The organism is Humiphilus diazotrophicus (genome assembly GCF_059726315.1).
Genome location: NZ_AP040870.1, coordinates 4571453 through 4584605, shown reverse-complemented (window position 1 = coordinate 4584605; position 13153 = coordinate 4571453). Strand labels below are relative to the sequence as shown.

Below are 13153 nucleotides of genomic sequence, written 5' to 3'. Positions count from 1 at the left end.
CGCCAGCCGGAAGTGTTGCCTCATTTCCCTGGCGCGCGTACCACGATTACTTATCCTTGCATTTGGGACACAGGCCCTGAATCTGAAAGGTATGTGCCGTAGTTTTGTACTTGTAACGCCTTCCTATTTTCTTTTCCAGCTCTTCGATCTCCGGCAAGGAAAACTCAACGGACTCACCACATTTAATGCAGATCATGTGATGGTGACTGCGACGATTGTACTGATGTTCATATCGAGCAGTACCGTCATGAAAATCGACCACAGAGGCTAGTCCCGACTCGCTGAAAAGTTTCAGAGTCCGATATACCGTGGTAAACCCTATCTTCCTGTCGCGCTTTTTAACCAACTGATACAGTCCATCGACTGACAGGTGTTCTCTAGTTTCTAGAAAAATGCGCAAAATCGTATTGCGCTGTGCTGTTTGCTTCAGCCCGATCTTCTTCAGATATCCGCTAAAGATCGTCTCGGCATCCTCGACCATTTCCTTCGAGAGCCGGGACCGATCATCTACACGCTTTCCAGCCATCTTCCCTTATCCCCACAAATCCGATTCCCAAACATCCGAACCTGCCCGGATCTGTCATTAGGAATAATACTTCCATCGAGTTACGGATCGAGCGGATCGATCGAATAAAGATGCAAAGACTGGATGTTGGGCAGCATTTCCACGTCCTCAGGAGAAATCCGCTTTACCGAAAGATAGGGCAACAATCCCATCTCTTTCTTGCACCGCTCGTCGAATGCCGAATTAGTAATATAGCGACTCTGCGCTTCGTCCGTGGTCACCAACATCGGTTTGTCAAAGGGCATGGAGTACCGATAGAGAATCCTGACGGCATTCCTCAAATTGGTGGTGGTATGCCGGGCATGTGGCTCAATCAAAATCACACTGGCAGGGATACCCAATTGCTCCACCAGATAACGCTTCATCTCTATCGCTTCGCAAAACCGGGTTTGCGAAGGATGCACGTAACCGCCGGAAACGAGTAAGAAAGGAGCCTTCCCCTCCCGAAAACGCTGAACGGCCAGATCGACACGCTTCTTGCCTTGAGGAGAAAGGGCAGTATTCGGATCTCCTGGCCCAGAGCCAGGAATGACAATAGCAGTATAGGGATATTTCGACCAGTCAATTTTGACAGCTGCAGCATACGCAGCCGCATTCTCACCCTTTTCCATAGGCTCGAATCGCGCTGCCTCATCCCGATGATTCAGCTCCAGAACGGCCAAGGCCATCTGCAAGGATGGAGCAAAGAACAGATCGTTTTTCTTGATTTGCTGGCGAACGCGCACTGCGGCCGAGTGAACTTGTCCGCCAAACTCCTTCGAGTGCGGATCAAAAGAGATGCTGTCTATCCGGCCATAGAGAGGAGGATGCCCTTCTCCATATACCTCGAGAACATGATTCATCGCATGCACCTCGTCAGCCCATGCCTGTCCGAGCAATTCATCTCCAGCTTTATTGCGATAGAGCTCAAAGACGCCACTTTCACAGAGTTGTCGGTCCACAAGAGAGTGAACGGAATCGTTCTTGCGATAAAGCATCGCCAGCTCTTCCCGGACTACTTTGATCTCCTCTTCAGACCACAGCAAAGGAGCTATGTGGCAAACGGCATCTTCTCCGCAACTCTGAATTGCCTTATCGAGTGTCTTGAGACTATCGGCATCGAGCTTTGACAATACTGGATCGGAATCCAATACAGAGCGGACTCTGGAATCCTTCTGTAGCGCCGCTAAAAGATAAAAATCCTTCTCCGCGAGAGGATTCAGCATGGGAAGTGGCCGTCGAAGGGGTTCGATTACCGACGATGTTTGTGAAAAAGCAGGAACGACCGACAGAACAAGAAGCAGACATAGCCTGAACATGAATCCGTTCATTCTCCCCAAGTTGACCTGCTCTGACAGTAAACCAATCTCACGCACTTCATATCCGGAGAAAACCCGACAGTCACATCTTTTTTACTTTTATTAATGCTAGGCTTTGTAATTATTCGAAATGAGGGATCGATCCACGTGTCTGTCAGACTCTCGTTACAACGGCCCAGGACCTCTGTCTATTTTGTCCCTTTACTGCTTCTGTTAGGCTGCCTTTCGTCTTTTGCCGACGATGCTCACACCTCCAAGGGAATGCTCAAAACCTGGTATCAGGCACCGGCAAAAAATGGTCTTAATGAGGCTTTGCCGATTGGGAATGGCCGTATCGGAGGGCTGCTCTTTGGAACTCCGGAGAAAGAGCAAGTCATCCTTAGCGAAGATAGCTTATGGACTGGCGACGAGAACCCTTCGGGGGAAGACGCCACCATGGGAGCTTTCCAGATGCTGGGGACTCTGCAAATCCAGCTTCCCGGACACGAATCGATAACGAACTATAGGCGTGAGCTGGACCTCAGTAATGCAGTCGCAAAGGTCAGCTACCAAGTCGGCCAGGTAAGTTATCAGCGAGAAGCATTCGCCAGTCATCCTGCCGGAGTGCTAATTCTCCACTTCACCGCCAGCAAGGCCGGAAGCTACAGCGGAGCAATCCAATTCGCCGATGCGCATAATGCAACAGTGACAGCAACCAAGGACCAGTTGATTGCAAAAGGCGCCTTAGCCAACGATCTCAAATACGAAACACAGATCACTGTTCTGCATAAAGGAGGCCAACTCCTAGCCGAAGGCGACAAGCTCAGCTGCCAGAAGTGTGACAGCATCACACTTCTGGTGATGGCCGGAACCGACTATGCAATGGATTTTGACTCTCATTACCGTGGCGTGGATCCTCATCCCCGGCTTACGGCAAAGCTGCAGGCTACAGCAGCAAAAACCTATGCAGAGCTAAAAGCGGAACACATTGCGGATTACCAGACCCTCTTCAATCGAGTCTCAATCGACTTGGGTCCATCGACGGAAGCACAGCGCCAACTACCGACAGATATTCGCAAGCAGCGGGCACATGAAACTCCTGACCCGGAGCTTGAAGCGCTGCTCTTTCAGTACGGGCGCTATCTGCTCATCTCAAGCTCTCGTCCTGGAGGCTTGCCCGCCAATTTGCAGGGACTATGGAACGACACAAACACTCCGGCATGGCACAGCGATTATCACTCGAATATCAATATCGAGATGAACTACTGGCCTGCTGAAGTGGCAAATCTTTCCGAATGCCAGTTGCCCTTTTTCGAATTGGTTCGCAGCCAACTGCCATCCTGGCGCCGTACGACAGCGGGATCGAAAGAATTGCTGACTCCTTCGGGAGAAAAGAGCCGACGTGGATTTGCCATCCGTACCTCGCACAACATCATGGGAGGAATGGGATGGAAATGGGACCGCACAGCAAATGCCTGGTACGCCCAGCATTTCTGGGAGCACTATGCCTTCGGGCAGGACAAGAAATATCTCCGTGAAGAAGCTTATCCTTACCTGAAAGAAGTCACGGAATTCTGGGAAGATCACCTGAAAGCTCTTCCTGACGGACGCCTCGTTGTACCTGATGCATGGTCTCCAGAGCACGGACCGGTTCAAGATGGAGTGAGCTATTCCCAGGAGATCGTATGGGATCTTTTTACGAACTACATTGAAGCCGCCGACATACTTGGAATCGACAAAAGCTATAGAGACAAAATCGCCACCATGCGCTCCAGGCTTGTCACTCCCGGTGTTGGTAGCTGGGGACAACTGCTTGAATGGATGACCGAATTACATGATCCAGTTCTCGACACACCGAACGATCATCACCGCCATACTTCGCAGCTTTTCGGACTCTATCCCGGCAGGCAGTTCAGCATTTTGCAGACGCCGGATCTAGCTGCAGCTGCAAAAAAGACCCTGATTGCAAGAGGAAACACAGGAGATGTGCGGGAATGGTCTTTCGCATGGCGTAGTGCGCTTTGGGCCCGACTGCAGGATTCCGAAACCGCTCACGAGCAGATCATGGAGTTCTTCGCAGATCGGAATAGCACACCCAACCTCTTTGGCTTACATCCTCCGATGCAAATTGACGGCAATTTCGGCTTTACCGCTGGAATTGCCGAGATGCTGATGCAAAGTCAGGCCGGAGCTCTCCAACTGTTACCGGCACTTCCCCATGCGTGGCAAAACGGAAAAGTAACAGGCCTAAGAGCCCGGGGAAACTATCAGGTGAACATCTCATGGAAAGATGGAAAGCTCACCTCCGCAGCAATTCGCGGCCCCAAGGAACAACACGGGAAAATCGTTTATGGAAATACGACAAAGGACTTCGTGATTCCATCCAGTGGGATCCTGAAGTTAGGACCGGATTTCGCGAATAACACCAGCAACTAACTGTTAAAGATGAAAGCCCGGCACAATTTGTCCTTTGTGCCGGGCTTTCTTAGCTTCAGGAGTCGTTTTCTAAAAGAGTGACTTCATTTCGCCTTCCAGCTGCTTCAAATCTGTCAGGCCTTGATGCCGATAACGAATCTTTCCCTGACGATCAATCAGATAGGTAATGGGAAGCCCCAATACACCTCCATAGCTATCTCCAAGCTTCTCATCCCCCATCACCACTGGATAGTTGAGTTGAAGCTTCTGATTCATCTTCCGCACGGGAGCAACGTCATCGTCCATGGAAACTCCAACGACCTGCAACCCTTGAGCACTATACGATTTCTGCCAAGCGACAAAACGCGGCATCTCGCTCAAGCATGGAGCACACCAGGTCGCCCAGAAATTGAGCAGGACAACGTGACCTTTGTATCCGGCCAAATCGACTTTCTTCCCATTTAGGTCGTTTCGGACGAAGGGAGGAGCTACCTTCCCTGCAATTTTGAAAGGCGCAACAGAATGGTTATCTGCGGAGGCCTTCACAAATGGCCCCCAAAGCAGAACGATAAATGCGATCGCGTATTGCAGGCTTCTGAAAAAAGTATGCTTACGAATCATTGTCTCCCTTTAGCCACCGGATAGCCCTTGCCTACCCAGTCCGTACCAAAGTTATCTGCGATATAGAGAACCTTTACGTTTGAAAATCCCATCGCTTTGAGTTCTTTATAGGCGGGTCTGACATTCGGACACTTTTGCCACGGGCAGCAGCCGCAATAGATCACGATAAACTGGTCCCGTTTCAGCTCGTTGACTCTATCGTGAAGCTGTTTAATTCCGGCAGGTTGAGAGGACGGTCCAACATACTCCGATTCGGGAATATGCGCCTGAGCGAAGAGGACATGCGAGCCAACCTGCAGGATTAAAGGCTTCTTTGCTGACTCCTGCAATAACGGGACGAGCGCCTGAGGGTGTATCAAGGCCTCTTGGGGAATATCGCTATCAGCCTCTGCGGTCATTTGGGGAATCGCAGACGCCTCGGCCTTTTGCACGGCAAGCATAAGTGATGTGGCAAGAAAAGCGCTTCCGAGAACAGAAAGGCAGGATCGAAGGATGAAATTCTCGCGGACGAACATTTGTACTCATTGTATGCAAAGCGATACAGACGCGATGCATTCTTGAGTACAAATATTCAGCAGCATTGCCACCAATTTAAAGACCACCCTGGACCTTAATTGCTATCTGCCTGGCATACGAACGGAAGGTACCAGGAATAGGCGCCTCGTAAGATTTCCCGCTGTTTCCGGAATCTCAGCGGCAAACTGGAGAAGCTTTTTCTCCGCAGCTTGTCTTTCAAGATTTTGCTTCCAGGAGCGGATATTTACGGCATAGAGCCCAAGACAAAAGAGATTGGCGGGAATAAAACCATATTGTCTGGTTCCAATGCCAATCAGACAAATCAGAACGCTATTGAGAGCCGCAATCCACCATCCGGTAATCCGTTTCCGTCCGACCAGGATAGTAGAACCAACAGTTAAAACACAGGATAAGTAGTCCAAGTGCAACAAATGCAAATTCACGGCAGAACACACCTTCACTTTGCCAAGACTGCAAAATCAAATTCTTTGGTTTTGAGGTAGTTTGGCAGAGAACAACATCTTTCTATACGAATGTTTGCTAAGGAAAACCCTCTTCCTTCCCTTGTTGGAACCATTCCCTTACATCCATTTTGGGCCGAATTTCCTGCCCGGAGCTAACACTCTGTATCTTCATGGTTTATGCAAAAGACGAGCAAAATCCTGTATCACAGATGCGAATCTTGCATTTGCAAATTGCTCTATGGGGACCGTATCCTGGAAAAGATGAAATTAGCTCGCCGGAATTCGATGACCTGGATGTGCATGTGTTGTTCTGCACGTGGGCGTCGAGTTTCGTCTTGTTAAATACCTCTAGCAAGAACAAGAGATTCTCGAAGAGCCCACGATTCAGTCGTGGGCTCTTCTTTTTGCCTGCGATTGGAAGGTGGCAAAAGTAGGAGGAGAAATGGGATCCAAACGATATCCCGTGATGACAAGCAAGAACGGAGCCACCACCCGGCTGAGCTGGCATTCCCCGGTAAATGGAGATATCTTCTGCGGAATCTGCCTGAGAGCAAAGGTGAGCGATGCGCCAGAAGACCATTGCCCCATCTGCAATGCCAGGGTCTCAGGATCATTTGAAGTCCTTGAGGGTGGAAAAACTGACAGACTCCCCCGGCAAGCGGCACAATCGGAGGCTCTTCTACTTACAACAACAGCCTCAAACCACGCTACGCTTTCTTAAATGTCAGGAATGAAGCAGATAGCATGGGCGGGAAAGACCCGCCCGCTATCGGAATTCTCCAGGAGAATCAGGCAGCCATGCTGGCCTTATTCATCATCCGGCAAGATTCGGCACAGCGTTTGCACATTTCAGCGCAGCGCATCATCATGTCGTTTCCGCTTGCCATCTGCTCGCACATATTGGCGCAGTTGGTGCACATTTCGGCACACAGGTTGCAGACTGTATTGCAGCGCGGAGACATGCGCATCATGCAGCGCATTGCCGTCTGACACATGTCGATACAGTCCTCCAGCATACTCATCATTTCGGCATTCATCTTGCCGTTTTTCATGCAGATCATCATGATTTCGGTGCACATCGACATGCACATCGAACAGTCATCCATACACCGTTGCATGGAAGGATTCCGTTCCATCATCGTGCTTTCCATAAATAGCCCTCGATTCGTCCTGAATGTGGGTCGAGCAAAACACGTGCACAGAAGCTTAAGGCATTCCGCCAGTGACTGGGAAGGGACCAGGAGCCAATTCGTTACAGACATGTCAAGGAGGAATCTCTGCGGTGGGCAACTCGTGCTCGACGGAATTACAGGATTGCAATTAGGGTGAAAGTAGCCGCTGCATTTTCTGTCAGAGTAATTCCGGCGTTACGATGTCCGATCAAGAATCGGTCAGGGGACTCCTTCTTTGGCGGGAAACACATTTGGTCTTCGGGATCGCGGATACAGCTACACCGAATTGCTAAAACCGGAACACCTATATCTCTCTACAGATCTGAAAGGAAAACAGATGCCAACAAGAACCAGAACAGAATCCCAAAGATTGGCTCTCAGCGAGATTTCCCCAAGAATTTTCCAATCTGAGATTCGCGCCATGAGCGTGGAATGTGACCGGATCGGCGGCATAAATCTGGCTCAAGGCATCTGCGACACAGGAGTTCCCCCGGTAGTTGCTAACGCAGCAGTCCGTGCTATCCATGAAGGCCAGAATATTTACACACGTCTCGATGGCATTGCTATCCTTCGTCAGGCAATCTCCGAAAAGCTAGCCAGCTATAACGGCCTGACAGCCGATCCTGAACAGGAAATCCTGGTAACGTCGGGAGCAACCGGCGCTTTTCATGCAGCAGCCATGGCATTGCTCAACCCTGGAGACGAAGTAATCCTTTTCGAACCCTTCTATGGCTATCACGTGAGTACTCTACTCTCGCAACGAGTGATTCCTGTTCCCGTCCCACTTTCCGCACCTGACTGGGATTTAGATCTCGCAGAGTTACGTGCTGCCATCACATCCAGAACCCGCGCAATTGTAATCAATACTCCTTCAAATCCAAGCGGAAAGGTATTTAATCGGGAGGAGATGGAGAGATTGGCCGAAATCGCCATTGAATTCGATCTTTTCGTCTTCACGGATGAAATCTATGAGCACTTTCTTTTCGATGGAAAGCAACATATCAGCATCGCAACCCTTCCCGGAATGAACGAAAGAACAATCACGATCTCAGGCTTTTCAAAAACCTTTTCCGTTACCGGATGGAGGCTTGGATACCTGGTGGCAAGCAATCGCTGGCTTCCATCGATCGGATACTTTCATGACTTGGCATACGTTTGCGCTCCCTCGGCACTGCAACACGGCGCAGCCGCCGGACTAAGGGAGCTCCCCGATGACTTCTACTCCGGACTCCGAACAGAGTTTTCTCTCAAACGCGACCAACTGGTAGATGCGCTGCTACAGGCTGGACTTACTCCCAGTATCCCGTCGGGAGCCTACTATATCCTCGCGGATGCCAGTACGATCGAGGGCTCTACAGCAAGAGAAAAGGCCAGGAATCTCCTGGCACGTACAGGGGTAGCTTCGGTTGCAGGAAGCGCTTTCTTCCACGACTCAAGAGGAGAATCCCTGCTGAGGTTCTGCTTCGCGAAAAAGGACGATGCGCTCATGGACGCATGCAAGCGACTATCGATTCTGTAGAAGAAATTCGTACCGACTACAGGCAGAAGGCAATTCACGGAGATGGGAGCGAAAGAGTCCTATCTCCTTTTCTTGTTTCCGCTCTTCTTTCTCCAGTGATTCCTATGATTTCCGATTCGGCCAAAAGCTGTTACCCTGTTGGGCAGTAAGGTCAGGAAGCATAGAGTTGAAATTTTCGATTACGCTTCCGATCTGCCAATAGAGAAGACGACGTGCCCAATAATAAGAGAAAATCGCCTAGAGAAATAAAAGCCCCCGCCAATCGGCCGGTAAATATGCAACATATCGCAAAGGTTGCCGGTGTTTCGATTGGAACGGTCTCCCATGTCATTAATGGGAAGGTTGCTGTAAGCGATTCTCTGCGTAAGCGGGTCCTCGAGGCAATCCGTCTTCTGGAATATCAACCGAGTCAGATGGCCCGTGGTCTGCGCCGCAATACGACAGACATGATCGGTATGATCATTCCCGACATCACCAATCCTTTTTTCCCGGCAGTTGTGCGAGGTGCTGAAGATGTCGCTTATACCGGCTCCTACCGGCTTATGCTCTGTAATAGTGACAATAACGCATCGAAAGAAGCGGCCTATTTCAACGAGCTCCGGACCTTTCGGCCGGCGGGTGTTATTGTGATTCCCTCAGCCGGAACAAATTTGCTGGCACAACTTAGAACGGATGATCCACCCTTGGTCTTTGCCGATCGTTGTCCCCTCGGCTGGGAGGGAGACACCGTTATCACGGCGAACGAAGACGGGGCCATTCAGGCAACACGTTATCTGATTGAGATGGGACATCGCAGGCTGGCGATGATTGGCGGCCCTTCCGAATTCAGTAATGTCCGTGAACGTACCGAGGGCTTTCGCCAGACAGTTCGGAGCGCCAACATCATGCTTCCCCTGGAATACCTTCAGGAAGGGGAACTCACACATCGCAGCGGTTTCGCCTGCATGAAAAAGCTGCTGGAGCTCTCACCCCGACCAACCGCAGTTTTCGTCGCCAATGATCTGATGGCGGCTGGAGCCTTGCAGGCAATTCGTGAAGCTGGACTTACCTGCCCGCAAGATATTTCCTTATTGGGATTCGACGATCTGGAATTCTCCATCCTGACAGCGCCGCCGCTCAGTACCGTTCATCAGCCGGGATATCAGATGGGGTCCACAGCCGCCAAATGTCTGCTGGAAAGAATCAGAGATACTACCCGTACTAACCAACGGATTGTGTTGGAAACAAAGCTGGAAATCCGTGATTCGGTTAGGCGAATCCGCCAGCGCTCCGGTCAAGAAGTAAAATTCTGGTAATCCGGCCTCAAAGTTCAGACCGGCATGCATTGACAGCTCCCCACAAGAAAGGTAGCATCGTCTGTATTTTGAAACCTTTCATGTAAGGGTTTCAGTTGATTTCTGCCTTCGTGCCTGATGGGAGATTTTCGCTTGATTCTTCATGTTGTCAACACGCCCGGAAATCAGCTCAACAAAACTGTTTCGATTACGTCAAATCATCACATCGGAAATAGAAGTACTTACGGAAAATTCTCAGCTGTTGCCTTTCCCGTCGAGAAATCCTAAGTAGAGTTGGAGTTATGACATGCTGAAACCCATCCTGGTCGTTGGTAGCATCAATCTCGATCTGGTTGTCCATGCAAGACGGATTCCTGCCCCGGGAGAGACAATCCTGGGTACCAGCTTCCAGGAGTTTTACGGAGGCAAAGGAGCAAATCAGGCCGTCGGCATCTCCAGACTGGGATGGCCGGTCTCTATGCTTGGACACGTCGGTAGCGATGCCTTCGGCCGCCGCCTGCGAGAGGGCTTGCATGATGCTGGAGTTGAGATTCACGCCGTGGACACTGTACCGGGCCCTTCCGGCATCGCCTTAATTACACGTAGCGAAAACGGTGACAATTCTATCCTCGTGGTTCCCGGAGCAAATGGCACCGTTACGCCGCAAGCGATCGGACGGCAGGAGCAGCTTATTACCAGCGCTGGAATGATCCTGATGCAGTTGGAGATTCCCCTGGAAACGATCGAAGTTGTTGCGAATCTTGCCGGGAAAGCAGGAATTCCAATCATCCTGGACCCCGCCCCGGCACAGCCGCTATCTTCGTCGATACTACGATATGTTTCTTGGCTTACCCCGAATGAAACGGAGACGCAACTTCTTATTCAATCTTCTCTTAATAACATTTCAATTGAAGAAGCAGCCGAGAAGCTTCTTGGACTGGGAGCCCGTAACGTTGTGCTCAAGATGGGGAAACGCGGAGTCTATCTAGCCGGGCGCGACTGTTCCCCAACGCATATCGAGCCTTTCAAAGTAGACCCTGTCGATACGACAGCAGCTGGAGACTCCTTCAATGCAGCATTTGCCGTCCGGCTCATGAGTGGAAGATCTCCACTCGATGCGGCAGTTTATGCAAACGCAGCAGCAGCCCTCTCGGTAACACGGCTTGGGGCGCAGCCATCCATGCCGACAGCGCAAGAGGTTGAGGGTCTGTTGAGAGAACGGATTCACGGAGAACAGCTGGAGACAGTCCTCCATCCCTGAATCATCGGCAGATTGTTATGCATCTATCTCAGTTACCAATCTCAGGAGTATCTCTATGACTCGCACGCTTGAGGCGATTTGCGTTGTCCCCGCAGGAGATCGATGTGGTGAAGGAGCCGTTTGGCATGCACAGGAACAGGCACTGTACTGGACGGATATCAACCGGTTTCTGATCCATCGTCTGGACACCCGGGACCAATCCGTCAAGACCTGGTTGTTTGACGAACCTCCAACTGCACTGATCAAAACAGATCGGGACGATACTCTGGCAGTGGTGTTCGGCTCCCATGCCGCGCTCTGGAAGCCCTCAACCAACAAAAAGGAGAAGATCGTCTTTCAACTCAAAGACGCTCCTCTCATGCGTTGCAATGATGCACGTGCCTGCCCACGAGGTTCGTTATGGATCGGGACAATGAAAAACAACGTAAACCCGGATGGTTCCGACTGCGATGTGCCCTACGATTGCGGCGTTCTCTACCGGATTGATCCCGACGGCACAATTACCGAATGGAAGCATCAAATTGGGATTTCAAATACTCTGGCCTGGAGCCCTGACAAGAAATATTTCTACTTTGGAGATAGCCCGGCCAATGTCATCTACCGCTACAACTATGACTACGCAACAGGAAGTATCTCTGGAGAAAGACGGTTTCTGGATCAATATCAACATGGCCTTCCGGACGGCTCAACCGTAGATGCTGAAGGATACCTCTGGAATTGCAGGCCGGATTCTGGACTGATTGTTAGAGTGGCCCCGGACGGCACAGTTGAGAGGACAATCGCTCTTCCCGCTAAGAAGCCGACAACATGCACCTTTGGGGGAGCGGATCTGACAACTCTTTACATCACCAGCGCAGCCTCTACAGAGCGCCTCGCCGGAGGATTATTTGCCATTGCTACCGGGATCAAAGGACAAGAGGAAAACCCATTCCGCGTCTTTGGACAGTAGCTCTTAGTATTTGTCCGGGTACATCCACCTCGGCCTGACGACTTCTCCTTTTCGGGAAAGCGCTCATATTTTGGTGGAATACATTCCGATTTTTGAAATTTGGTGTAAAAATACGCCACAGGAGAATCTGCAACCAGCGGCGTCTGCTCTGCAGCGCATTGATAAGATGAGGGATACATACTCCCTCCGCGAAATTGCGATGCCACGATTCAATCGGAACCAGAAAGAGGCACTATGAAAACGTCACGACCCCTTCGAACGGCAAAGAAAAAAGCAACGACAGAGTCAAATGGGGGGCGTGACAAGAGCTTTCTCGCTGTCGCCGAAAAGCTTTTTACTACTCTTGAGACCTTCACGAAATATCGCGATGGAGACCTCTCTCTGGACGAAATCACAAAGAGAACAGGTCTGCCGAAGAGCACAACTTTCCGTTTGCTGAACTCGCTGGAGAAGTGCGGGTACCTGATTCAAAACGAGAGCAGTGGCCTCTACTCCCTGGGCGAACGATTTTTCGATCTTGCCAACAGCACACTTCCCTATCAGCGTTTGATCTCGATAGCTCGGCCCTATTTGCAATCCCTAATGCTAACTTTCGCAGAGTCCGCCAACCTCGGCGTCTATGACGATGGAATGGTGGCTCATATCTTTGCAATCGACAGTCCCAAACCCTACCGTGTATCTGCGACTATCGGGAACCGTGGCCATCTGCACTGCACATCGATGGGAAAAGCCATTGCTGCTTACCTTCCCAAAGAGACGCTTGATGAGATCTTTCTGCGTCATGGGCTCCCACAGCGGACATCCAAAACACTCACCAGCATGGACGCGGTTATAGCTGACCTTAACAAGGTTCGTCGTACCAGCATCAGCCATGACAACCAGGAAGATGTAGAAGGCGTGGAGTGCTTTGGTTCAGCAATTTTCGATGCCGAAGGACATGTTCTAGCTTCTATCAGCCTTTCCGGACCAAGTGTCCGCATGACTCCACAAGCTGTTCCCATGCAAAATGCAGTGCGCGAAACAGCACGAAGGATTTCCTTTGCGCTGGGATGGGTTCCGGAAAAAACTCCGGTCACAGAAGACGAAGAAGAGTCTAAGCAAAAGAAGAAATCTAAGTAAG

At 50.6% G+C, this 13153-nt stretch carries 13 protein-coding genes; 7 read left to right on the top strand and 6 right to left on the bottom strand.

The window, feature by feature from the left end:
* Window positions 1–46 precede the first annotated feature (46 nt).
* Window positions 47–526 (bottom strand): Fur family transcriptional regulator, encoded by a 480-nt coding sequence (locus AC6I7T_RS19335; protein ID WP_497789137.1) that lies wholly within the window; start codon window positions 524–526, stop codon window positions 47–49.
* An 80-nt stretch (window positions 527–606) separates the two neighbouring features.
* Window positions 607–1863 (bottom strand): YdcF family protein, encoded by a 1257-nt coding sequence (locus tag AC6I7T_RS19330; protein ID WP_497789136.1) that lies wholly within the window; start codon window positions 1861–1863, stop codon window positions 607–609.
* 147 nt (window positions 1864–2010) lie between these two features.
* On the opposite strand from AC6I7T_RS19330, the gene AC6I7T_RS19325 reads away from it, so the two are divergent.
* Entirely contained in the window at window positions 2011–4278 is a 2268-nt protein-coding gene (locus AC6I7T_RS19325) for a glycoside hydrolase family 95 protein (RefSeq protein WP_497789135.1), read from the top strand.
* Window positions 4279–4347: 69 nt separating this feature from the next.
* Here the strand turns inward: AC6I7T_RS19325 and AC6I7T_RS19320 are convergent, their stop codons facing one another.
* From AC6I7T_RS19320 to AC6I7T_RS19310, 3 genes are all read right to left on the bottom strand, one after another.
* On the bottom strand, window positions 4348–4878 hold the full coding sequence (locus tag AC6I7T_RS19320; protein ID WP_497789134.1) for a TlpA family protein disulfide reductase: 531 nt from the start codon (window positions 4876–4878) through the stop codon (window positions 4348–4350).
* The gene (locus AC6I7T_RS19315) at window positions 4875–5393 is read right to left on the bottom strand and encodes a rhodanese-like domain-containing protein (RefSeq protein ID WP_497789133.1); all 519 of its coding nucleotides are present in this window, start codon (window positions 5391–5393) and stop codon (window positions 4875–4877) included. The genes AC6I7T_RS19320 and AC6I7T_RS19315 overlap by 4 nt, the downstream gene beginning before the upstream one ends.
* 102 nt (window positions 5394–5495) lie before the next feature.
* Window positions 5496–5837: a hypothetical protein gene (locus AC6I7T_RS19310; RefSeq protein ID WP_497789131.1), complete on the bottom strand. Its 342-nt coding sequence runs from the start codon at window positions 5835–5837 to the stop codon at window positions 5496–5498.
* Between the two features lie 463 nt (window positions 5838–6300).
* Here AC6I7T_RS19310 and AC6I7T_RS19305 point away from each other — a divergent pair, with 463 nt between their 5' ends.
* Entirely contained in the window at window positions 6301–6579 is a 279-nt protein-coding gene (locus AC6I7T_RS19305; protein ID WP_497789130.1) for a hypothetical protein, read from the top strand.
* A 67-nt stretch (window positions 6580–6646) separates the two neighbouring features.
* Here AC6I7T_RS19305 and AC6I7T_RS19300 read toward each other — a convergent pair whose 3' ends face one another.
* Entirely contained in the window at window positions 6647–6919 is a 273-nt protein-coding gene (locus AC6I7T_RS19300) for a four-helix bundle copper-binding protein (protein ID WP_497794623.1), read from the bottom strand.
* A 532-nt stretch (window positions 6920–7451) separates the two neighbouring features.
* Here AC6I7T_RS19300 and AC6I7T_RS19295 point away from each other — a divergent pair.
* The 5 genes from AC6I7T_RS19295 (at window position 7452) to AC6I7T_RS19275 (ending at window position 13152) form a co-directional block, all read left to right on the top strand.
* Entirely contained in the window at window positions 7452–8549 is a 1098-nt protein-coding gene (locus AC6I7T_RS19295) for a pyridoxal phosphate-dependent aminotransferase (RefSeq protein ID WP_497789129.1), read from the top strand.
* A gap of 212 nt (window positions 8550–8761) precedes the next feature.
* Window positions 8762–9844, top strand: a complete 1083-nt coding sequence (locus AC6I7T_RS19290; protein ID WP_497789128.1) for a LacI family DNA-binding transcriptional regulator — start codon at window positions 8762–8764, stop codon at window positions 9842–9844.
* A gap of 286 nt (window positions 9845–10130) precedes the next feature.
* Entirely contained in the window at window positions 10131–11084 is a 954-nt protein-coding gene (gene rbsK / locus AC6I7T_RS19285; protein ID WP_497789127.1) for a ribokinase, read from the top strand.
* A 55-nt stretch (window positions 11085–11139) separates the two neighbouring features.
* On the top strand, window positions 11140–12033 hold the full coding sequence (locus AC6I7T_RS19280; protein ID WP_497789126.1) for an SMP-30/gluconolactonase/LRE family protein: 894 nt from the start codon (window positions 11140–11142) through the stop codon (window positions 12031–12033).
* 234 nt (window positions 12034–12267) lie between these two features.
* Window positions 12268–13152 (top strand): IclR family transcriptional regulator, encoded by an 885-nt coding sequence (locus AC6I7T_RS19275; protein ID WP_497789124.1) that lies wholly within the window; start codon window positions 12268–12270, stop codon window positions 13150–13152.
* The last annotated feature ends 1 nt before the right edge of the window (window position 13153 follow it).